General features: G+C 71.1%; 20 protein-coding genes and 1 riboswitch. Of the genes, 11 read left to right on the top strand and 9 right to left on the bottom strand.

Translation table 11 applies throughout. The features are described 5' to 3' along the window. Positions 1 to 129 precede the first annotated feature (129 nt). From ACFXOA_RS22550 to ACFXOA_RS22525, 6 genes are all read left to right on the top strand, one after another. Positions 130 to 474 (top strand): DUF6191 domain-containing protein, encoded by a 345-nt coding sequence (locus tag ACFXOA_RS22550; RefSeq protein WP_385031339.1) that lies wholly within the window; start codon positions 130 to 132, stop codon positions 472 to 474. 90 nt (positions 475 to 564) lie between these two features. Further along, positions 565 to 1,092 (top strand): hypothetical protein, encoded by a 528-nt coding sequence (locus ACFXOA_RS22545; protein WP_385031335.1) that lies wholly within the window; start codon positions 565 to 567, stop codon positions 1,090 to 1,092. Between the two features lie 152 nt (positions 1,093 to 1,244). Continuing rightward, entirely contained in the window at positions 1,245 to 2,351 is a 1,107-nt protein-coding gene (rlmN, locus tag ACFXOA_RS22540; RefSeq protein ID WP_385031332.1) for a 23S rRNA (adenine(2503)-C(2))-methyltransferase RlmN, read from the top strand. Positions 2,352 to 2,426: 75 nt separating this feature from the next. Continuing rightward, positions 2,427 to 2,543: riboswitch (TPP riboswitch) on the top strand. A 71-nt stretch (positions 2,544 to 2,614) separates the two neighbouring features. After that, entirely contained in the window at positions 2,615 to 3,706 is a 1,092-nt protein-coding gene (locus ACFXOA_RS22535; RefSeq protein WP_385031329.1) for a thiamine ABC transporter substrate binding subunit, read from the top strand. A 44-nt stretch (positions 3,707 to 3,750) separates the two neighbouring features. After that, a complete protein-coding gene (locus tag ACFXOA_RS22530) occupies positions 3,751 to 5,364 on the top strand; it encodes an ABC transporter permease (protein WP_385031326.1) in 1,614 nt (537 codons plus the stop codon). Between the two features lie 2 nt (positions 5,365 to 5,366). Continuing rightward, a complete protein-coding gene (locus ACFXOA_RS22525; RefSeq protein WP_385031323.1) occupies positions 5,367 to 6,389 on the top strand; it encodes an ABC transporter ATP-binding protein in 1,023 nt (340 codons plus the stop codon). Between the two features lie 38 nt (positions 6,390 to 6,427). On the opposite strand, the gene ACFXOA_RS22520 is transcribed toward ACFXOA_RS22525, so the two are convergent. The 5 genes from ACFXOA_RS22520 to ACFXOA_RS22500 all read right to left on the bottom strand — a co-directional run bounded on the left by ACFXOA_RS22520 (position 6,428) and on the right by ACFXOA_RS22500 (position 11,533). Next, a complete protein-coding gene (locus ACFXOA_RS22520) occupies positions 6,428 to 7,546 on the bottom strand; it encodes an LOG family protein (RefSeq protein WP_385031320.1) in 1,119 nt (372 codons plus the stop codon). Between the two features lie 34 nt (positions 7,547 to 7,580). Beyond that, positions 7,581 to 8,744 (bottom strand): hypothetical protein, encoded by a 1,164-nt coding sequence (locus tag ACFXOA_RS22515; RefSeq protein ID WP_385031317.1) that lies wholly within the window; start codon positions 8,742 to 8,744, stop codon positions 7,581 to 7,583. Continuing rightward, complete coding sequence (locus ACFXOA_RS22510) at positions 8,726 to 9,463, bottom strand: ABC transporter ATP-binding protein (protein WP_385031314.1); 738 nt, start codon at positions 9,461 to 9,463, stop codon at positions 8,726 to 8,728. Before ACFXOA_RS22510 ends, ACFXOA_RS22515 begins: the two co-directional genes overlap by 19 nt. Positions 9,464 to 9,677: 214 nt before the next feature. Next, positions 9,678 to 11,057 (bottom strand): aspartate aminotransferase family protein, encoded by a 1,380-nt coding sequence (locus tag ACFXOA_RS22505; protein ID WP_385031311.1) that lies wholly within the window; start codon positions 11,055 to 11,057, stop codon positions 9,678 to 9,680. Continuing rightward, entirely contained in the window at positions 11,042 to 11,533 is a 492-nt protein-coding gene (locus tag ACFXOA_RS22500) for an Lrp/AsnC family transcriptional regulator (protein WP_385031308.1), read from the bottom strand. The genes ACFXOA_RS22505 and ACFXOA_RS22500 overlap by 16 nt, the downstream gene beginning before the upstream one ends. Before the next feature lie 177 nt (positions 11,534 to 11,710). Here ACFXOA_RS22500 and ACFXOA_RS22495 point away from each other — a divergent pair, with 177 nt between their 5' ends. The 3 genes from ACFXOA_RS22495 to ACFXOA_RS22485 all read left to right on the top strand — a co-directional run bounded on the left by ACFXOA_RS22495 (position 11,711) and on the right by ACFXOA_RS22485 (position 15,198). Next, complete coding sequence (locus ACFXOA_RS22495) at positions 11,711 to 13,150, top strand: gamma-aminobutyraldehyde dehydrogenase (protein ID WP_385031305.1); 1,440 nt, start codon at positions 11,711 to 11,713, stop codon at positions 13,148 to 13,150. 197 nt (positions 13,151 to 13,347) lie between these two features. Continuing rightward, positions 13,348 to 14,511 carry a PotD/PotF family extracellular solute-binding protein gene (locus ACFXOA_RS22490; RefSeq protein ID WP_385031302.1) on the top strand — a complete coding sequence of 388 codons (1,164 nt, stop codon included), beginning with the start codon at positions 13,348 to 13,350 and terminating at the stop codon, positions 14,509 to 14,511. A gap of 171 nt (positions 14,512 to 14,682) precedes the next feature. Beyond that, the gene (locus tag ACFXOA_RS22485) at positions 14,683 to 15,198 is read left to right on the top strand and encodes a hypothetical protein (protein ID WP_385031299.1); all 516 of its coding nucleotides are present in this window, start codon (positions 14,683 to 14,685) and stop codon (positions 15,196 to 15,198) included. Between the two features lie 21 nt (positions 15,199 to 15,219). On the opposite strand, the gene ACFXOA_RS22480 is transcribed toward ACFXOA_RS22485, so the two are convergent. The 3 genes from ACFXOA_RS22480 to ACFXOA_RS22470 are packed head-to-tail and all read right to left on the bottom strand — an operon-like array spanning position 15,220 to position 17,838. Further along, positions 15,220 to 16,062: an SAM-dependent methyltransferase gene (locus ACFXOA_RS22480; protein ID WP_385031348.1), complete on the bottom strand. Its 843-nt coding sequence runs from the start codon at positions 16,060 to 16,062 to the stop codon at positions 15,220 to 15,222. A gap of 13 nt (positions 16,063 to 16,075) precedes the next feature. After that, the gene (locus tag ACFXOA_RS22475; RefSeq protein ID WP_385031296.1) at positions 16,076 to 16,780 is read right to left on the bottom strand and encodes a glycerophosphodiester phosphodiesterase; all 705 of its coding nucleotides are present in this window, start codon (positions 16,778 to 16,780) and stop codon (positions 16,076 to 16,078) included. Between the two features lie 23 nt (positions 16,781 to 16,803). Next, a complete protein-coding gene (locus ACFXOA_RS22470) occupies positions 16,804 to 17,838 on the bottom strand; it encodes an adenosine deaminase (RefSeq protein ID WP_385031294.1) in 1,035 nt (344 codons plus the stop codon). Positions 17,839 to 17,956: 118 nt separating this feature from the next. Here ACFXOA_RS22470 and ACFXOA_RS22465 point away from each other — a divergent pair, with 118 nt between their 5' ends. Beyond that, positions 17,957 to 18,646, top strand: a complete 690-nt coding sequence (locus tag ACFXOA_RS22465; RefSeq protein ID WP_385031291.1) for a DUF4190 domain-containing protein — start codon at positions 17,957 to 17,959, stop codon at positions 18,644 to 18,646. A 45-nt stretch (positions 18,647 to 18,691) separates the two neighbouring features. On the opposite strand, the gene ACFXOA_RS22460 is transcribed toward ACFXOA_RS22465, so the two are convergent. Next, on the bottom strand, positions 18,692 to 19,231 hold the full coding sequence (locus tag ACFXOA_RS22460; RefSeq protein WP_385031345.1) for an NADAR family protein: 540 nt from the start codon (positions 19,229 to 19,231) through the stop codon (positions 18,692 to 18,694). Positions 19,232 to 19,448: 217 nt separating this feature from the next. Here ACFXOA_RS22460 and ACFXOA_RS22455 point away from each other — a divergent pair, with 217 nt between their 5' ends. Beyond that, complete coding sequence (locus ACFXOA_RS22455; protein WP_385031288.1) at positions 19,449 to 20,963, top strand: gamma-aminobutyraldehyde dehydrogenase; 1,515 nt, start codon at positions 19,449 to 19,451, stop codon at positions 20,961 to 20,963. Positions 20,964 to 20,992: the final 29 nt, after the last annotated feature.

Here is a 20,992-nt window from a genome sequence, read left to right as displayed (position 1 = left end):
TTTGTGTTGTTCTTTTCTGCGGCGCGGGCTTCCCCCCCCGCCTAAAACCCCGCCGGGGGGGGGCCCCCTATCCCTGGGGGGGCCCCCCACGCCTGTACTCCCCGAGCGCGGCCATGGACACTTCTCCGCATGGGATTCGCCGTCTTCATGACTCTTCCAGGGCTGGTCGTCGCACTGACCGCCCTGGCCTTCGCTGACCAGCTCCTGCTCAGGGCCGGCCGGGCGGGCCTTCTGCCGTGGCGCAACAGCGTCCGGCAGGGCCAGATCTCCTCGACGGGTTTCGAGCAGCTGCACGCGAGCTTCTCACCGGGGAAGCAGAGCGAACTCAAGGAGCGGCAGTCGGCCCTGCTGATGCGGGACGACGAGGAGGACGGTGCAGGCTCCCCCCGCCGGACCTCGGTGGACCTCGCGCGGGGCACCGCGGTCGTCCGGCTGCCGGTGGCAGGCCCGGGCAGGGGCCCCACCGGGCCGTGATCCGGCGCCGCCCCGGCCGATGGACGCCGCACCGCGGGGTACCAGGGGAACGACCGCGTCGTTCCGTCGACCCCGTGGAGGTGGGTGGCCGTGCGCACCCTGAAAGCCCTGCTCGACCGCAGTCTGACCGCCCAGGCGATCGTGATCTTCGTCGTGGGTGTCGCAGTGCACGCCCTGTTACGCCGTGACGGGAACATCGTCTGGTGGGTGGTCCAGAGCGCCCTGCTCACCGCCGTGGTCATCGCGATCATCGCGGTGCAGCGCCGCAGGACCAGCCGCGCCGCCGGCGCGGACCCGCGCGGGATCGCCGAGCTCAACCGGAAGATCCGGCACCGTGAGCTGCCCCGGGACCCGCAGGAGCGGGCGACCATGCGACGGCTGGTCGACGAACAGCTGGGCAAGATGGAACGCGGAGGCCGCTGGCTGCCGTACTGGCTGGGCTGCATGGGCCTGATCGCAGTGGGTCTGCTGGTCCTTGGAACAGCCACCGGGTCCGTCGTCTTCCCGCTGCTCTTCGCCGCGGGCACGGCCGCCTTCTGCTACTGGCTGATGTGGATGCGCGGGCGGGCCATGGAATCGCACCGCCACATGCGCGCCGCCCTGGACGAGCAGGGCTGACGGCGGCGGATCCCCACAGTGCGATCGGTCACGGCCGGGCCGTGCCCGGGCCGTGCAGGGGCCGTACGCGTCGCTCGTACGATCCTCCCTCCTTCTTGTCCGGCCCTCTGCGGCCCGGGGCACCACGGCGCGTCTGCCACACTGGAAGAACCATGCCTAAGCCCGGAGAACTCACTTTCGTCGCGCCCCGCGGAGCCAAGCGGCCGCCGCGGCACCTCGCCGACCTCACGCCCGACGAGCGCAAGGAAGCGGTCGCCGCGACCGGCGAGAAGGGCTTCCGTGCCCAGCAGCTGTCGCAGCACTACTTCACGCGGTACACGGCCGACCCGGCCGAGTGGACCAACATCCCGGCCGCCTCGCGGGAGAAGCTCGCCGAGGCGATGTTCCCCGATCTGATGTCGGTCGTGCGCCACATCAGCTGCGACGACGACACCACCCGCAAGACGCTGTGGAAGCTCCACGACGGCACGCTCGTGGAGTCGGTCCTGATGCGGTATCCCGACCGGGTGACCATGTGCATCTCCTCGCAGGCCGGCTGCGGGATGAACTGCCCGTTCTGCGCGACCGGGCAGGCGGGCCTCGACCGCAACCTCTCGACCGCCGAGATCGTGCACCAGATCGTGGACGGCATGCGGGCCCTGCGCGACGGTGAGGTCGCGGGCGGCCCGGCACGGCTTTCCAACATCGTGTTCATGGGCATGGGCGAGCCGCTGGCCAACTACAACCGCGTGGTCGGGGCGATCCGCCGGCTGACCGACCCGGAGCCGGACGGCCTCGGGCTGTCGCAGCGGGGCATCACCGTGTCCACGGTGGGACTGGTCCCGGCGATGCTGCGCTTCGCCGACGAGGGCTTCAAGTGCCGCCTCGCCGTGTCGCTGCACGCGCCGGACGACGAGCTGCGGGACACCCTCGTCCCGGTGAACACCCGCTGGAAGGTCCGCGAGGTCCTGGACGCGGCGTGGGAGTACGCCGAGAAGTCGGGTCGCCGCATCTCCATCGAGTACGCGCTGATCCGCGACATCAACGACCAGGCGTGGCGCGGTGACCGGCTGGGCCGGCTGCTCAAGGGCAAGCGGGTGCACGTCAACCTGATCCCGCTGAACCCCACCCCGGGCTCCAAGTGGACCGCTTCGCGGCCCGAGGACGAGAAGGCGTTCGTCGAGGCGATCGCCGCCCACGGTGTGCCGGTCACCGTTCGCGACACCCGTGGTCAGGAGATCGACGGCGCCTGCGGGCAGCTCGCCGCGTCCGAGCGCTGAGGCCTCCCGGCCAGGGCGGCATCCGGCCGGACCGTCGTGATCCGGCCGGTGTAGCCTGGCGCCGTCATCAACTTCATATTCCGACAGGGGAGCGCCACAGCGCTGAGAGTGCGGCACCGAGGACAGGTCGGCCGCAGACCCTCTGAACCTCGCCCAGGTCATTCCGGGTAGGAAGTTCGGACCTTACTCAAGCTGTTGCGCCCTGCCCGCTCACCGAGCGGGCAGGGCCGCGTCTCTTCCTGGTCACCTCCAGGAGGAATCACATGAACACCACCAGGTACGCGGCGACGGCCGTGGCCGCCACGCTGGCCGTGAGCGTGCTCGCGGGATGCGGCGGCTCCGACGACAGCACGTCCGGGGGCACCGGGGCCGGTTCGAAGACCGTCACGCTGGTGAGCCACGACTCCTTCAACGCCTCGGACTCCGTCCTGAAGGCGTTCACGAAGGAGACCGGCTACAAGGTCAAGGTACTCAAGAGCGGTGACGCGGGAGCCGCGCTCAACCAGGAGATCCTGACCAAGGGATCCCCCCGGGGCGACGTCTTCTTCGGCGTGGACAACACCCTGCTCTCCCGCGCCCTCGACAACGGCCTGTTCACGCCCTACGAGGCCAAGGGCCTGGACCGCGTCGAGACCGGCACGCAGCTCGACGCCGGACAGCACCGGGTCACGCCCGTCGACACCGGCGACATCTGCGTGAACTACGACAGGAAGTACTTCGCCGACAGGAAGCTCGACCCGCCGAAGTCCTTCGACGACCTGCTGAAGCCCGCGTACAAGGACCTCCTCGTCACCGAGAACGCCGCGACGTCCTCTCCCGGACTCGGCTTCCTCCTCGGCACCGTCGCCACCTACGGCGAGACCGGCTACCAGGACTACTGGAAGAAGCTGAAGGCCAACGGGGTCAAGACCGTCGACGGCTGGGAGCAGGCGTACAACGAGGAGTTCTCCGGTTCCGCCGGCGGGAAGAAGGCCAGGGCGGACCGCCCGCTCGTCGTCTCCTACGCCTCCAGCCCGCCCGTCGAGGTGCTGTACGCGGACCCGCGGCCCACCGAGGCCCCGACAGGCGTCGCCACCGGAACGTGCTTCCGGCAGACCGAGTTCGCCGGCCTGCTCGACGGGGCGCGGAACGAGGCGGGCGGCAAGGCGCTGCTGGACTTCCTGATCAGCAAGAAGTTCCAGGAGGACATGCCGCTCAACATGTTCGTGAACCCGGTGGTGAAGGACGCGGAACTGCCCGAGCTCTTCACGAAGTTCGGGACCGCCGTCGACAAGCCGGCGACGGTGGACCCGGAGAAGATCGCCAAGAACCGTGAGCAGTGGGTCCAGTCGTGGTCCTCGCTCGTCGTGAAGTAGCCGCGCGGCCCTCATGGCGGGGGACCGCCGTGAGGTGCGCCCTGATGGCCGTGCCCGTGCTGTTCTTCGCCCTGTTCTTCGCCTACCCGGTCGCCGCGATCGTCGGCCGGGGGCTGAAGGCACAGGGCGAGTGGCAGTTCGGCCGCGTCGGCCAGGTGCTCGGTCGGCCCGACATCCTGGACGTCCTCTGGTTCACCACCTGGCAGGCCGTCGCCTCCACCGTGCTCACCCTGCTGATCGCCCTGCCCGGCGCCTACGTCTTCGCCCGCCTGCGGTTCCCCGGCAAACAGCTGCTGCGGGCCGTGGTGACCGTGCCGTTCGTGCTGCCCACGGTGGTGGTGGGCACGGCGTTCCTGGCGCTGCTGGGGCGGGGCGGCTTCCTCGACGAACTGTGGGGCGTCCGGCTCGACACCACGGTGTGGGCGATCCTGCTCGCCCACGTGTTCTTCAACTACGCGGTCGTCGTACGGACCGTCGGCGGACTCTGGTCGCAGCTGGACCCGCGCCAGGAGGAGGCCGCCCGGGTGCTCGGGGCGGGCCGGTTCGCCGCCTGGCGGCAGGTGACCCTGCCCGCGCTCGTCCCTGCCGTGGCCGCCGCCGCGCTCATGGTCTTCCTCTTCACCTTCACCTCCTTCGGCGTCGTCCAGATCCTCGGCGGCCCGGCCTACTCCACCCTGGAGGTGGAGATCTACCGGCAGACCGCGCAGCTGCTGGACCTGCCGACCGCCGCCGTGCTCACCCTGGTGCAGTTCGCCGCGGTCGGCGGGATCCTCGCCCTGCACGCCTGGACCGTACGCCGCAGGGAGACCGCCCTCGGACTGGTCGACCCCGCGCAGACCGCGAGCCCGCCCCGCGGACCCGGCCAGCGCCTGCTGCTCGGCGGCGTCCTGCTGACGGTGCTCCTTCTCGTCCTGCTGCCGCTCGGCGTGCTGGTGGAGCGCTCCTTCGACACCTCCGGTGGCTACGGCCTCGCCTTCTACCGGGCGCTGCAGTCCGCCGACGCCAACGGCTCCACCTTCCTGGTTCCGCCGCTCGACGCCATCGGCAACTCCCTGCGGTACGCCATGGTGGCGACGCTCATCGCCCTGGTGATCGGTGGCCTCGCGGCGGCGGCCCTGACGCGGCGGGCAGGCCGGCTGGTCCGCGGCTTCGACGCACTGCTGATGCTGCCGCTGGGGGTGTCCGCCGTCACCGTCGGCTTCGGCTTCCTGATCACCCTCGACGAGCCGCCGCTCGACCTCCGTACGTCCTGGATCCTCGTGCCGCTCGCCCAGGCGCTGGTGGGCGTCCCCTTCGTCGTACGGACGATGCTGCCGGTCCTGCGTGCCGTCGACGACCGGCTCAGGGAGGCCGCCGCGGTGCTGGGGGCCTCGCCGCTGCGGGCCTGGCGGGAGGTGGACCTGCCGCTGGTGCGGCGCGCCGTACTCGTCGCCGCCGGTTTCGCCTTCGCGGTGTCGCTCGGCGAGTTCGGCGCGACCGTGTTCATCGCCCGCCCCGACAACCCCACCCTGCCGGTAGCCGTCGCCAGGCTGCTGGGGCGCTCCGGGGAGCTCAACTACGGGCAGGCGATGGCCCTGAGCACGATCCTCATGCTCGTCTGCGCCGCCTCGCTCCTGCTGCTCGAACGTATCCGCACCGACCGATCCGGGGAGTTCTAGAAATGCTGGCAGTGGAGTCGGCCACGGTCCGGTTCGGGAAGCGGACCGCGCTGGACGCGGTGGACCTGGACGTCGCCGACCACGAGATCGTGTGTGTGCTGGGCCCCAGCGGCAGCGGCAAGTCCACCCTGCTGCGGGCCGTCGCCGGGCTGCGCCCACCGGACGGCGGCCGGGTGCTGCTGGACGGGGTGGACCAGGCTCCGCTGCCCGTGCACCGGCGCGGGCTCGGCCTGATGTTCCAGGACCACCAGCTCTTCCCGCACCGGGATGTCGGCGCCAACGTCGCCTTCGGTCTGCGGATGCACGGCGTCCCCCGCGCAGAGCGCGAGAGCAGGACGGAGGAACTGCTGGAGCTGGTCGGGCTCCCCGGGGCGGCCCGGCGGGCCGTCGCCGCGCTGTCCGGCGGCGAGCAGCAGCGGGTGGCGCTCGCGCGTGCCCTCGCCCCCCGCCCCAGGCTGCTGATGCTCGACGAACCCCTGGGGCAGCTCGACCGGGGGCTGCGCGAACGGCTCGTCGTCGAGCTGCGGACCCTCTTCGGCCGGCTCGGCACGACGGTGCTCGCCGTCACCCACGACCAGGGTGAGGCATTCGCGCTCGCCGACCGGGTCGTCGTCATGCGGGACGGCCGGATCGCCCAGGACGGCAGCCCCCTGGAGGTGTGGCAGCGGCCGGCGTCCGCGTTCGTCGCGCGCTTCCTCGGCTTCGACAACCTGGTGGAGGCCACGGTCACCGGAGCGGCCGCGGACACCGTCTGGGGCAAGGTCCCGGTGCCGGGGAAGTCGCCGCAGGGCCGGTGCGAGGTGCTCGTGCGGCCCGCCGGGGTCCTGCTGGGCGACGCCGCCGACGGCCTGCGCTGCACCGTGGGCGTGCGGACCTTCCGGGGCCACCACGTCACCGTCGCCCTGCACCCCGCGGACGGGCCGGCCCTGGAGGCGGAGTGCGACCTGCGGGACACACCCGACGAGGGTGCCGTGGTCGGGGTGACCTTCGACCCCGCGGAGACGGTGGTCCTTCCGCGGGGCTGACGCCCCGCGCCCCGGCCCGCGTCGCGCCTCCGCCCGGTTCAGCCCGTCAGCCGGGCGAGCGCCGGGGCGGCCTCCTCGACGGTGTCGACCAGGGCGATGCGGGACTCCATCGCCCGGTCCGCCGCGAGCGCGCTCAGCAGCGGCCAGGCGGGCAGCTTCTCCGTCCAGTGCGAGCGGTTCACCAGCACCATCGGCGTCGGGGCCGACCGCGACTCGTAGTAGTTCGGCGTCGCGTTGTCGAAGATCTCCTGGACGGTCCCGGCGGCACCCGGCAGGAAGATCACCCCGGCCGTCGAGCGGGCCAGCAGCCCGTCCTCACGCAGGGCGTTCGCGAAGTACTTGGCGATGTGGCCGGCGAAGGCGTTCGGCGGCTCGTGGCCGTAGAACCACGTCGGGACCGCCACGGAGGAGCCGCCGTCGGGCCAGCGCTCCCGTACGGCGAAGGCGGCCTTCGCCCACTCGGTGACGGAGTCGGTGAACGACGGTGCGGAGGCGAGCAGTTCGCACGCCTTGACCAGCATCGCGTCGGAGTGCGGAGCCGCGTAGGCGCCGAGGTTGGAGGCCTCCATCGCGCCCGGGCCGCCGCCCGTGGCCACGGTCAGACCGCCGCGGGCCAGCTCCCTGCCGAGCCGGGCGGCTCCTTCGTACTCCTTCGAGCCCCGGGCCATCGCGTGACCGCCCATCACGCCCACCACGTGGGCGCCCGCCAGGTGTTCGTCCAGTGCGTCGGAGACCGCGTCGTCGTGCAGGGCCCGGAGCATGGACGCGAAGACGTCGCCGTTCGCCTTGGTGTGCTGGAACCAGCCGTACGCCCTGGCGTCGGGCGTCGCCGGGTAACCGCCTTCGGACAGACCCTCGTACAGGGCCTCGGGGGTGTAGAGCAGTCCCCGGTAGGGGTCGAAGGGCAGGCCGGGGACCGGTGGGAACACGAAAGCCCCGTCGCCGCGGACCTCGGCCTCGGCGCGGGGCTCCATCCGGCAGCCGAGGAAGACGGCGCCGCGGGTGTCGGTGGTGAGGAGGGCGGTCGTCCGGTCCGTCAGGTCGACGGACTGGACGCGGTGACCGGCGAGGGTGCCGGCCCTGACCGCCTCGTCGAATGCGGTGAGCGTCTCTATCTCGACGCCGGGTTCACAGATGTTCTCGTCCGGTTTCTCCACGCCGCCATGCTACGGATCGCCCTCGCCGCCGCTGTCATCCCGTCAGGGGCAGCGCCGCGAGCTCCGCGATCACCCAGGTCAGAGGCACGAAGACGATCACCAGCACCAGGGCCCGCAGGGCCGCGGCGCCGCGCAGGGCGGAGGCCGGCGCACCCAGCCGCAGCAGGGTCCTGGCCGTACGTGCCCTCGACTGCCGGGCCTCGAGCGCGGTGGTCAGCAGCGTGGCCAGGGTGCAGCCGACGACGAGTACGGCGCCGAGCGCGGTGAGCGGACCGAAGGGGCGGGGCCCGTCCGTGTACAGCACGGAGGCCGCGATCACCCCCGACGCCACCGCGCAGACGATGCCCAGCGGCCGGCCGATGCGGGACGCCTCGTCCATCAGGACCCGGCCGGCCAGCAGCCGTACGGCCCCCGGGCGCACCGACTGCAGCAGCCGGCCGCACAGATGGGTCAGGCCGGGGCCCACCATGGCCAGGCCGATCGCGGTGAGGACCCACCCCACGAGGACGGCCGTGGGGGTGGAGTCCAGGCGGCCGGGCAGCGGAAGCGGACTGCCGCCCGAGTTCCGGCTCGTGTACGCCTCCACGGCGAGCCCAGCCGCGGTGAGCGCGACGCCCCAGGGGAGCCCCGTCGGCGCCGGGGACGGCGCGAGGTCCTCCTCGGCCGCCTGGGCCTCGGACGGCGCGACCGGCCTGGAGCGCAGGGCGAGGCCGGCGGCCACGGCCGAGGCCAGAGGCACCAGCGCCAGCAGCATCAGCGTCGCGGCGAGCGGCAGCGGTGTGCCCGCGCCCAGGAACTCGGACGCACCGCCGTCGAAGGGCATGCCGGTCAGGTCACCGCGCAGGTGCAGGAAGAACAGCAGCGCCACCACCGACCCCAGCGTGGTGGACACCGCCGCCGAGACCGCCGCCAGCACCGACAGGCGTGCCGGACCGATGCCCGCCGCGAAGAGGGAGGGCCGGGGGCGGGTGCTGGGATCCGTGCGTGCCATGGCCACGGCCAGCTGGACGGTCGCCGCCAGCGGAACGGCGCACCACAGCAGCCGCAGCACGGAGCTCGAAGCCTGTGCGGGGTGCCCGGAGGCGTATCCGAGGGTGCACAGGAGCAGGAAGCCGACCCCCGCGGACGCGGCGGCGAGGAACAGCCGCCGCATCAGGACCAGGGGGTGTGAACCACGGGTCAGACGGAGAGCGAGCACGCCGAGCGGCCTTCCGTATCGGACGCGGCGGGCAGGGAGACGTTGTTGACGCGGCGGCCGTCCAGCATGCCGACCACCCGGTCGGCGAGCGCGGCGACCTCGGCGTCGTGGGTGGCGAGCACCACGGTGATCCCGTGGGACCGCGCCGCGGTGGTGAGGGTGCGCAGGAGCTGCGAGCGCTCCGCCTGGTGCAGCGTCGCGGTCGGTTCGTCCGCGAAGATCACGGAGGGGGACGCGGCCAGCGCACGGGCCACGGAGACCCGCTGGCGCTGCGACTGGAGCAGTGCGTGCGGCCGCTTCCGTGCGAGCGGGCCGATGTCCAGGCGCTCCAGCCATTCGGTGGCGGCCTTCTTCGCCGCCCGGTGCGAGACGCCCCGTAGCAGCAGCGGCAGAGCGGCGTTCTCCCAGGTGCTCAGCTCGGGTACCAGCTGCGGTTCCGCCGCGATCCAGCCGAATCTGTCCCGGCGGAGCCGCTCCCTGAGCCGGGGGCCCATGGTGTGCACGGGCACGCTGTTGAACCAGACCTCGCCCTGTTCGGGGACCACCTGGCCGGAGAGGCAGTGCAGGAGTGTCGTCTTCCCGCACCCGCGGGGCCCCGCGACGGCGAGGATCTCGCCGTCGCGGACACCGAGGGAGACACCGCTCAGCCCCGGCGATCCGTTGTGGGAGTGGTGCAGGGAACGTGCCCAGATCACGTCGTTGTCGGGCGGGGCCACCATGGCGTACACCTCGGTTCGGATCAGATTTCCCATTCCCCGTCACGGGGAACGAATACAACGAGAACGCGGCCGATCGGTCACTCGGCACGCTAGGCAGCCGGACCGGGGTGTCGGGACAGTACGCGGCCCGGATGCCCCCCTTCTCACTCGAAAGGGTGCATCCGGGCCGTGTGGTCCGCGTGGGACGGCTGTCAGGGACGGCCGTCGGGGTAGGTCAGAGCTTCGTCCAGGCCTCCGTCAGGACGTGCCGCAGGATGCCCTCGATCTCGTCGAAGGTCGACTGGTCGGAGACCAGCGGCGGGGCGAGCTGGACGACCGGGTCGCCGCGGTCGTCGGCCCGGCAGTACAGGCCGTTCTCGTACAGCGCCTTGGAGAGGAAGCCGTACAGGACGCGCTCGGTCTCCTCGTCGGTGAAGGTCTCCTTGGTGGCCTTGTCCTTGACGAGCTCGATGCCGTAGAAGAAGCCGTTGCCGCGGACGTCACCGACGATCGGCAGGTCGTGCAGCTTCTGCAGCGTCTTCAGGAAGGCGCCCTCGTTGTCGAGGACGTGCTGGTTGAGGCCCTCGCGCTCGAAGATGTCGAGGTTGGCGAGACCGACCGCGGCGGAGACCGGGTGACCGCCGAAGGTGTAGCCGTGCAGGAAGGTGTTGTCGCCCTCGTAGAACGGCTCGGCCAGACGGTCGGAGACGATGCAGGCGCCGATCGGGGAGTAGCCCGAGGTCATGCCCTTGGCGCAGGTGATCATGTCCGGCACGTAGCCGAACTTGTCGCAGGCGAACATCGTGCCGAGACGGCCGAACGCGCAGATGACCTCGTCCGAGACGAGCAGCACGTCGTACCGGTCGCAGATCTCGCGGACCCGCTGGAAGTAGCCGGGCGGCGGCGGGAAGCAGCCGCCGGCGTTCTGCACGGGCTCCAGGAACACCGCGGCGACGGTGTCGGGGCCCTCGAAGAGGATCTGCTGCTCGATCTGGTCGGCGGCCCAGCGGCCGAATGCCTCCGGGTCGTCACCATGGATCGGCGCACGATAGATGTTGGTGTTGGGCACCTTGTGCGCGCCGGGGACCAGCGGCTCGAACGGCGCCTTCAGCGCGGGCAGTCCGGTGATGGACAGGGCGCCCTGCGGGGTGCCGTGGTAGGCGACCGCCCGTGAGATGACCTTGTACTTGGTCGGCTTGCCCTTGAGCTTGAAGTACTGCTTGGCCAGCTTCCAGGCCGTCTCGACCGCCTCGCCGCCGCCGGTGGTGAAGAAGACCTTGTTGAGATCGCCCGGAGCGTGGTGGGCCAGACGCTCCGCCAGCTCGACGGCCTTGGGGTGGGCGTAGGACCACACCGGGAAGAAGGCCAGCTCCTGGGCCTGCTTGAACGCGGTCTCGGCGAGTTCGCGGCGGCCGTGTCCGGCGTTGACGACGAACAGGCCCGAGAGGCCGTCGACGTAGCGCTTGCCCTTGTCGTCGAAGATGTAGGTGCCCTCGCCACGCACGATGGTGGGAACGGGCGCGTTCTCGTAGTCCGACATGCGGGTGAAGTGCATCCACAGGTGGTCGTACGCGGTTCGGCTGAGGTCCTTGCTCACGGCTATCGGGTTCCCCACATATAGGTCTGCTTCTTGAGCTTGAGGTAGACGAAGCTCTCGGTGGAGCGCACTCCGGCTATGGACCGGATGCGTTTGTTGATCGTTTCCAGAAGGTGGTCGTCGTCCTCGCAGACGATCTCCACCATGAGGTCGAAGGAGCCCGCGGTCATCACCACGTACTCGCACTCGGCCATGGCCGACAGGGCCTCGGCCACCGGGTCGAGGTCACCGTCGACGTTGATGCCGACCATCGCCTGACGCCGGAACCCGACGGTGAGCGGGTCCGTGACGGCGACGATCTGCATCACGCCCTGGTCGAGCAGCTTCTGGACGCGCTGGCGCACGGCGGCCTCGGACAGGCCCACGGCCTTGCCGATCGCGGCGTACGGACGGCGTCCGTCCTCCTGGAGCTGTTCGATGATTGCGAGGGACACGGCATCGACCGCTGGTGTCGATCCGCTCCCGTTCCTGGAGTCCGCGCTACGACTGGCCACGCCCCCACTCTGCACCGGGACTCATCTGTCTGGCAAGCCCGAATCGATGAAATTCGTCGTCTGAGTCTCCGAATCACACTGAATCCGAAGGAGACGGCGGGTGGGTATGTCGAAAGCGTCACCGAACGGTCTAGGGTGGAAGTCTCACCCATCGGACAGCCGACAGGAGGGGTGGTCGTGACCACCGAGGTGCGCCGCCTGCGCAACTACATCAACGGAGAATTCCGGGACGCCGCGGACGGGCGGACCATCGATGTGGTCAATCCCGTGACGGAAGAGGTCTACGCGACCTCTCCGCTCTCGGGACAGGCCGACGTCGATGCCGCCATGGACGCCGCGGCCGCCGCGTTCCCCGCCTGGCGGGACGTGACGCCCGCCGAACGCCAGAAGGCACTGCTGAAGATCGCGGACGCCTTCGAGGAGCGGGCCGAGGACCTCATCGCCGCGGAGTCGGAGAACACCGGCAAGCCGATCGGCCTCACCCGCACCGAAGAGATCCCGCCGATGGTGGACCAGATCCGCTTCTTCGCGGGTGCCGCCCGGCTGCTCGAGGGCCGCTCGGCGGGTGAGTACATGGAGGGCCTCACCTCGATCGTCCGCCGTGAGCCCGTGGGCGTCTGCGCCCAGGTGGCGCCCTGGAACTACCCGATGATGATGGCCGTCTGGAAGTTCGCCCCGGCGCTCGCCGCGGGCAACACCGTCGTGATCAAGCCGTCGGACACCACCCCGGCGTCGACCGTGCTGATCGCCGAGATCATCGGGCAGATCCTGCCCAAGGGCGTCTTCAACGTCATCTGCGGCGACCGGGACACCGGCCGGGCGATGGTCGAGCACCCGACGCCGGCCATGGCCTCCATCACCGGTTCGGTGCGCGCCGGCATGCAGGTCGCCGAATCCGCCGCCAAGGACGTCAAGAGGGTCCACCTGGAACTCGGCGGCAAGGCGCCGGTCGTCGTCTTCGAGGACACCGACATCGCCAAGGCGGTCGCCGGCATCTCGGAGGCCGGCTACTTCAACGCCGGTCAGGACTGCACCGCGGCCACCCGCGTCATGGTCCACGAGTCCATCCACGACGAGTTCGTCACCGCGCTCGCCAAGGCCGCGGCCGACACGAAGACCGGCCTGCCGGACGACGAGGACGTGCTCTACGGCCCGCTCAACAACGCCAACCAGCTGGCGCAGGTCAGCGGCTTCATCGAGCGCCTCCCCGCGCACGCCAAGGTCGAGGCCGGCGGTCACCGGGTCGGCGACAAGGGCTACTTCTACGCCCCCACCGTCGTCTCGGGCCTGCGCCAGGACGACGAGATCGTCCAGCACGAGGTCTTCGGGCCCGTCATCACCGTGCAGTCCTTCACGGACGAGGCCCAGGCCGTCGAGTACGCCAACGGCGTCGAGTACGCGCTGGCCTCCTCGGTGTGGACCAAGGACCACGCGCGCGCGATGCGGATGTCCAAGAACCTCGACTTCGGCTGCGTGTGGATCAACACCCACATCCCGCTGGTCGCGGAGATGCCGCACGGCGGGTTCAAGAAGTCCGGCTACGGCAAGGACCTCTCCGCCTACGGCTTCGAGGACTACACCCGGATCAAGCACGTCATGACGTCACTCGACGGCTGATTCCGTACGGCGTGCGCGTACAGCGGCCCCGGGCTCCACGCCCGGGGCCGTTCGCACGGGTCCTCCGCGGGCCGCGGAGGGCCCGGCGCATCGACAGGGTGTGCGCAACGGGGCGCTCCCGCTGGACGATCGGTCGATTGCCCGCCGCGCAGACCGAGGGGCATGCTGCGCGGGTGCGCTCGAATCCGCCCCACCTCATGTCCCGCCGTTCCCTTCTGCGCGCCCTCGGCGTGGGGTCGGCCGGAGCCGCCCTGGCCGCCTGCGGGGTGCCCGCCGCCTATGTGGAGCCGGGTGACCGCGCGGGCCACGACAGCTCGGCCACGGACCACACCCTGCACTTCGCGAACTGGCCGCTCTACATCGACACCGACGACGAGGACCTGTCGAAGCGGCCCACGCTCGACGGGTTCACGCGCCGGACGGGGATCTCCGTCACGTACACCGAGGAGATCAACGACAACGACGAGTTCTTCGGGAAGATCAGCCCCGCGCTGATGAACCACCAGTCGACCGGCCGGGACCTCGTCGTCATCAGCGACTGGATGGCCGCGCGCTTCGTACGCCTGGGCTGGGTGCAGGAGATGGACCGGTCCCGGCAGCCCAACGTCACCCGGTACCTGGACCCCCAACTGCGCGACCCCGCCTTCGACGAGGGGCGGCTGCACAGCGTGCCCTGGCAGTCCGGGATCACCGGGATCGCGTACAACCGGGCGAAGCTCGGCCGCGAGATCCGGCACACCGGTGAGCTCTGGGCGGACGACCTGCGGGGCAGGGTGACCCTGCTGTCCGGGCTCGACGAGGCCTTCGCCCTGCTGATGCAGGGCAACGGCGTGGACATCACCCGCTGGAACGCCGACGACTTCGACGCGATGTGCGAGCAGGTGGAGAAGCGCGTCCGCTCCCGGCACATCCGCCGCTTCACCGGCAACGACTACATCAAGGACCTGTCCAACGGCGATGTGCTCGCCTGCCAGGCCTACTCGGGGGACGTCCTCCAACTCCAGGCCGACAACCCGGACATCGAGTTCGTCGTGCCCGAGGAGGGCGCCGAACTCTGGTCGGAGTCCCTGATGATCCCCAACCTCGCGGCCCACAAGCGCAACGCGGAGAAACTGGTCGACCACTACTACGAGCCGGAGGTCGCGGCAGCCCTGGCCGCCTGGGTCAACTACGTCTGCCCGGTGCCGGCCGCCCGCGACGTCCTCGCCTCCGCCAAGGACGAGGAGACCGCGGCCCTCGCCGCCAACCCGCTGGTCTTCCCCGACGGTGCGATGCGGAAACGGCTGGCCATCGCGCGCGACATCACCTCCGAGGAACGCACGGACTACGCCAAGAGGTGGAACGCCATCGTCGGGCTGTGAGACAGGCGGCGCCGTCCGGTGCCGACGGGCGTGCCCGCCCCGCCCGGCCGTCCCCGCCGTCGGCGGGCCGGACACCCCCGCCGTGGCTCGGAGGGCGGCCGGGTGAACCGCCGACGGTGACTGCAGGCCCCGCTTTTTGAACGTGTTCATGATGAGCGTACGCTGCGGGGCATGAGCGAGCGAGCCCTCTTGCGGCGCATACGCGTGTGGTTGGTCGTCTTCATCCTCTGTCTGGTGCTCAGCGGGCTGACAGCCTTTCCGCTGATCACCGAACTCCGTTGGACGGAGGATCTGTTGAGCTCCTCCGCCTCACCCGTCCCCGAACACCTCCCGGGCCTGCTGGAGTGGATCACCAGGGTTCGCACCGGACTCGACGAGGCCGATTCGGCCTACCCGTTCCTGCTCTACGGCACCGACTGGCTGGCCTTCGCCCACCTCGTGATCGCGGTCGCGTTCTACGGGCCCTACCGCGACCCGGTCCGCAACATCTGGGTCGTCGAGTTCGGCATGATCGCCTGCGCCGGGATCGTCCCGCTCGCCCTGATCTGCGGACCGGTCCGGGACATCCCCTTCTGGTGGAGCGTGATCGACATGTCCTTCGGGGTCTTCGGGATCATCCCGCTGCTGGTCGTGCGGCGCATGATCAAGCAGCTCCCAGCCGAGGCCGCGGCCCCGGCCGCGGTGTGACGCGTCCTGGGCCGGGGGGCGTCAGGCCTTCCGGCCCACCGCCGCGAACTGGGCGACCTCGGGGGCCCGGCCGAAGGGGGCGGCGCGCCAGCGGGAGCAGGAGACGATGCCGGGGTCGAGGAGGACCAGGCCGTCGAGGAGCGAGGCGAACTCCGCGCGGCTGCGGGCGGTGATCGGAGGGGTCGCGTTCTCGTTCCAGAAGCGCATCGCGGCCGCGTTGCCCTCGCCGCCCAGCTCCAGCGTGGGGTGGGTGAGCACCAGATGGCTGCCCGGCGGCAGCGCGTCCATCAGCGTGGTGACGACGGACCGGGCCTCGTCCGTGTCCAGGACGAAGTTGAGGATGCCCAGCATCATCACCGCGACCGGGCGCCCGAGGTCCAGCGTCCGGCCGGCAGCCCGCAGGATCGTCTCGGGCTCCCGCGCGTCCGCCTCCACGTACTCGGTGGCGCCCTCCGGTGTGCTGGTGAGCAGGGAGCGCGAGTGGGCCAGCACGATCGGGTCGTTGTCGACGTAGACGACCCGCGCGTCGGGCGCGGTGTGCTGGGCGACCTCGTGGGTGTTGTCCGCCGTCGGCAGGCCGGTGCCTATGTCCAGGAACTGGCCGATCCCCACGTCACCGGCCAGATGGCGGACCACCCGCCCGAGGAACGCGCGGTCCGCCCGGGCCACCTCGCCGATGCTCGGGTACATGCCGGTCACCCGGTCACCCACCGCGCGGTCGACGGCATAGTGGTCGCCGCCGCCCAGCCAGTAGTTCCACACCCGGGCGTTGTGGGCGATGTCCGCGCGGACGCGGGTGGTTGCCGGACGGTGGCCTGACTCGGGCACAGCTGCTCCTGGGGTGATGGGGTGCGACCCGCCCATGATGCCGGATCGGTCAAACACCCTTTCCTGGGCCCGACTTGACCAGCTGGGAGCGCAGCGCGTCGATCCGGTTCGTGGTGATCGAGTCGACGCCGTACGAGATCAGCCGGCGCATCGTGCGCCGGGTGTCCGCCGTCCAGGCGGAGACGAGCAGCCCGTCGGAGTGCACACGGTCCGCCAGTGCGCGGCTCAGCAGGCCGAACCGGAAGTTGAGCCAGCGCGGCCGCACCGCTTCCAGCAGCACGGGACGCGGTGGTGCGAGCGTCGTCCAGGTCAGGGCGATCTCGGCGGACGGATCGGCCGCGCGCACCCGCAGCATCGCGTGCGTGTCGGCGCAGTAGTACGCGCGGTCCTGGGCCCCGCACTCCCGCACGGTCCCCACGACCTCGCGTACGGCGGACTCGGTCGCGCCGGGGAGGTCGATCATGACCCGGCGGTCCCCGGCCGCCGACAGCGCCTCGCGCAGGGTGGGGACCCCGCCGCCGGTCCTCCTCGTCAGCTCCTCGTGGTCCAGCCGGTCGAGGCGGACGTCATGGCCCCACAGGCGCTCCAGAGTGGAGTCGTGCAGCAGGACCGGGACCCGGTCACGGGTGACGCGTACGTCGATCTCGACCGCGTCCGCCCCCTGTTCCACGGCCGACAGGATCGAGGGCAGGGTGTTCTCGCGGGCCCGGTAGGGATCGCCGCGGTGCGCCACGGCGGTGACGGTGGTGGTCATGGGGCCATTGTGACCGCCGGGACTCACCGGCCGGACGTCCGGAGCCAGTTCGCCGTGTACGTGTCGATCTCGGCGGTCAGGGCCCGCTTGCCGGCAGGGTCCAGGAACGATGCCTCGACCGCGTTCCTCGCCAGCCCTGCCAGACCCTCTTCGTCCAGGCCGAGGAGCCGGGCCGCGACCGCGTACTCGGTGTTGAGGTCGGTGCCGAACATGGGCGGGTCGTCGCTGTTGACCGTGACGAGGACGCCGGCCTCGACCATCTCCCTGATCGGGTGCAGGTCGAGGTCGGCGACCGCCCGGGTGGCGATGTTCGAGGTCGGGCAGACCTCCAGCGCGATGCGGTGCTCGGCGAGGTGGGCGAGCAGCTCCGGGTCCTGGACGGAGCTCGTGCCGTGGCCGATGCGCTCCGCCCGCAGGGCGGTGAGCGCGTCCCATACGGTCCGCGGACCGGTGGTCTCCCCGGCGTGCGGCACGGAGTGCAGACCCTCGGCGATCGCCCGGTCGAAGTAGGGCTTGAACTGCGGCCGCTCCACGCCCACCTCGGGGCCGCCCAGGCCGAAGGAGACGAGCCCCTCGGGGCGCAGGTCCACCGCCAGCCGGGTCGTCTCCTCGGCGGCCTCGAGGCCCGCCTCGCCCGGGATGTCGAAGCACCAGCGCAGGACGACGCCGAGTTCCGCCTCGGCCGCCTTGCGCGCGTCCTCGATCGCCTCCATGAACCCCTGCTCCGGGATGCCCCGCCGGGTCGAGCTGAAGGGGGTGACGGTCAGCTCCGCGTACCGGATGTTCTGCCTCGCCATGTCACGGGCGACCTCGAAGGTCAGCAGCCGCACGTCCTCGGGTGTGCGGATCAGGTCGACCACCGAGAGGTAGACCTCGATGAAGTGCCCGAAGTCCGTGAAGGTGAAGAACTCCGACAGCGCCTCAGGGTCCGCGGGCACCTTGGAGTCGGGGTGGTGCGCGGCCAGTTCGGCCACGATGCGGGGCGACGCGGACCCGACGTGGTGCACGTGGAGCTCGGCCTTGGGCAGCCCCGCGATGAAGGGGTGCGGATCGTTCATCGGATACTCCCGGATCTCTGTCATGGGCCGGGTACGCCGGCCGCACAGATCATCGTATGCGGGGTCCTGCGGCGTCCGGGCGAGCCGTAGCATGGCGGGACCACGATGGGGGAGGCACATGTCAGACAGCACACAGCGACCCGGGGGCGAGGGCGTTCCGCGCGACCCGTGGGCGCCGCCGGACAGCAGGGTCGAGCTGGGCAAGAAGCCCGCGGACACGGTTCCGCCCGCCGTGCACGACCAGCAGACGGTCACATCGATGCCGGGCGCCGACGGGGGCGCGCAACCTGTGCCCGGTCCGGACGGAGCCTTCGGCCCGCTGCCCGCGCCACCGGTCGGGCCCAACGGGCCGGGCGAGCCGGGCCCGTACGGCTACCCGGGCGCCCCTTCCTCCCCCTCGGCCGCGTACGGCTACCCGGCCGCGCCCTCCGCCGGCTACGGATACCCGGGCTACCCCGGATACGCCGGTCAGCAGCCCTGGGGCCCCGCGCCCGCGAACGGGCTGGGGATCGCGGCGATGGTGCTCGGGATCATCGCCGTCGTGGGCTTCTGCATGTGGGGGCTCGGGGTGATCCTGGGCATCCTCGCCCTGATCTTCGGGATCATCGGCCGCGGCCGGGCCAAGCGCGGCGAGGCGACCAACGGGGGCATGGCGCTCGCGGGGATCATCCTCGGGTCCGTCTCGATCGTCATCGGCGCGGTCTTCCTCGGATTCCTGATCTGGGCCGTGGCCAACGACGAGTCGAGCGGCGAGTACGACTACTACGACCCCTACGCCACGTCCCTGGTGGTCGACTCCTCCCGCTGACCTCCGCGCACGCGGGGTGACGGGCCGGGCCTCTGCCGCGGCCCCTCACCCCGCGCGCAGCAGCGTCCTCGCCTCCATCAGCGCGAAGCCCAGCAGATTCAGCCCGCGCCAGGAGGCGGGGTCCGCGGCCCGCGGATCGTCCGCGGCCAGTCCGATGCCCCATATCCGGTCCACCGGACTGGCCTCGACGAGCACCCGGTCCCCCGTGCCCAGCAGATACGCCCGCAGCGCGGGGTCCTGGCCGAACTTGTGGACGCTGCCCGTGACGACCAGGGCGAACCGCTCGCGCGCCCAGACCGCGTCGTCGAACCCCTTCACCAGGCGTCCCGCCTTCTTCGCGGCGGCCGGACTGCGCGCACCGAGAGCGAGTTCCTCCGTCTCGGCGTCCCCGAAGAGCCGCGCCTTCCCGGCCATCATCCAGTGCTCGGCCGAGGCGTAGGTCACCGCGTCGACGGTGAAGGGGGAGGGCCACCACTGGCTGAGGCAACTCTTCCCGAGGCTGCCGTCCGGCCGGGGCCGGTGTCCCCAGAACGGCAGGTACTTCACACGCTCACCGCGCGCCGTGCGCGCCAGCAGGCCGTCCATGTGTTCCTGTCCCATGTCAGCCGAGTCTGGCATCCGCCACGGACAGCGAGTCTGGGTATTTCCATGTTCACGCGACACATCGTCGACAGATTCCGTCGCGTAACCAAAAGGAAACAACGGAATCACTTGTTGGTGGAGGGTGCCTCTGCCAGGATCGGCACTCAATTCGTGAAGAAGCTACGCCGCCCCTGATCAGGGGCAGGCGGAGGAGAGCGTCATGGGCAACGAATTCCAGGTGCGGGAACGCTTCGCGGCGGGTGCGCAGTACATCGGCGGTCAGCTGCGCCGCGGCACGTCGGGACGCGACCAGGAGGTGGTGAACCCGGCGACGGGCGAGACGGTCCTGCGCTACGAACTGGCGAGCACCGACGACGTCGACGCCGCCGTGGCCGCCGCCCGCCAGGCGTTCCCCGGCTGGTCGGGGCTCACCCCCGCCGAACGCTCCGACGCGCTGCACCGCCTCGCCGCCGTACTCGCGGACCGGGCCGACGACTTCGCGGCGGCCGAGTCGCTGCAGTGCGGCAAGCCGGTCAAGCTTTCGACCGAGTTCGACGTCCCGGGCACGGTGGACAACGCCGCGTTCTTCGCGGGCGCCGCCCGGCACCTCGAAGGGAAGTCGGCCGCCGAGTACAGCGGGGACCACACCTCCTACGTGCGCCGCGAGCCCATCGGGGTCGTCGGTTCGATCGCGCCGTGGAACTACCCGCTCCAGATGGCCGCCTGGAAGATCCTCCCTGCCGTCGCCGCCGGTAACACGATCGTGCTCAAGCCCGCCGAGATCACCCCGGTGACCTCGCTGATGTTCGCGCAGGCCGCCACCGAGGCCGGCATCCCCGACGGCGTGATCAACATCGTCTCCGGGGCGGGCCAGGACGCGGGCGAGCACCTGGTGGGCCATCCGGACGTCGTGATGACCTCCTTCACCGGGTCCACAGCCGTGGGCAGGAGGGTCGCCGAGATCGCCACCTCCACCGTGAAGCGCCTGCACCTGGAACTGGGAGGCAAGGCACCCTTCCTCGTCTTCGACGACGCCGATCTCGACGCCGCGGTGAACGGCGCGGTCGCCGCCTCCCTCATCAACACCGGCCAGGACTGCACGGCCGCCACCCGCGCCTACGTCCAGCGCCCCCTGTACGACGCGTTCGTGGAGGGCGTCGCCGCGCTGATGGAGAGTGTCCGCCTCGGCGACCCCTTCGACCCGTCGACCGACCTCGGCCCGCTGATCAGCCACCAGCAGCGCGACCGGGTGGCCGGCTTCGTCGAGCGGGCACGTGCCTACGCCACGGTCGTCACCGGAGGTGAGGCACCCGGCGGTGAGCTCGCCGAGGGCGCCTACTACCGGCCGACGCTCATCGCCGGTGCCGCCCAGGACAGCGAGGTCGTCCGCTCGGAGATCTTCGGGCCGGTGCTCGTGGTGCTGCCCTTCGACACGGACGACGAGGGGATCGCCCTGGCCAACGACACCCCGTACGGGCTCGCCGCCTCGGCCTGGAGCCGCGACGTCTACCGGGCCAACCGCGCCACTCGCGAGATCGCGGCGGGCTGCGTGTGGATCAACGACCACATCCCGATCATCAGCGAGATGCCGCACGGCGGGTACAAGGCCAGCGGCTTCGGCAAGGACATGTCGTCGTACTCCTTCGAGGAGTACACACAGGTCAAGCACGTCATGTACGACACCACCGCGGTGGCCAGGAAGGACTGGCACCGCACCGTCTTCGGGGACCGATAGCAAGCGGCCGCCGCCCGGCGGCCCCTCCC

Source organism: Streptomyces sp. NPDC059166, assembly GCF_042755185.1.
Taxonomy (GTDB): Bacteria; Actinomycetota; Actinomycetes; order Streptomycetales; family Streptomycetaceae; genus Streptomyces.
The sequence above is the reverse complement of the archived record's forward strand: the minus strand, read 5'-3'. Positions and strand labels throughout refer to the sequence as shown.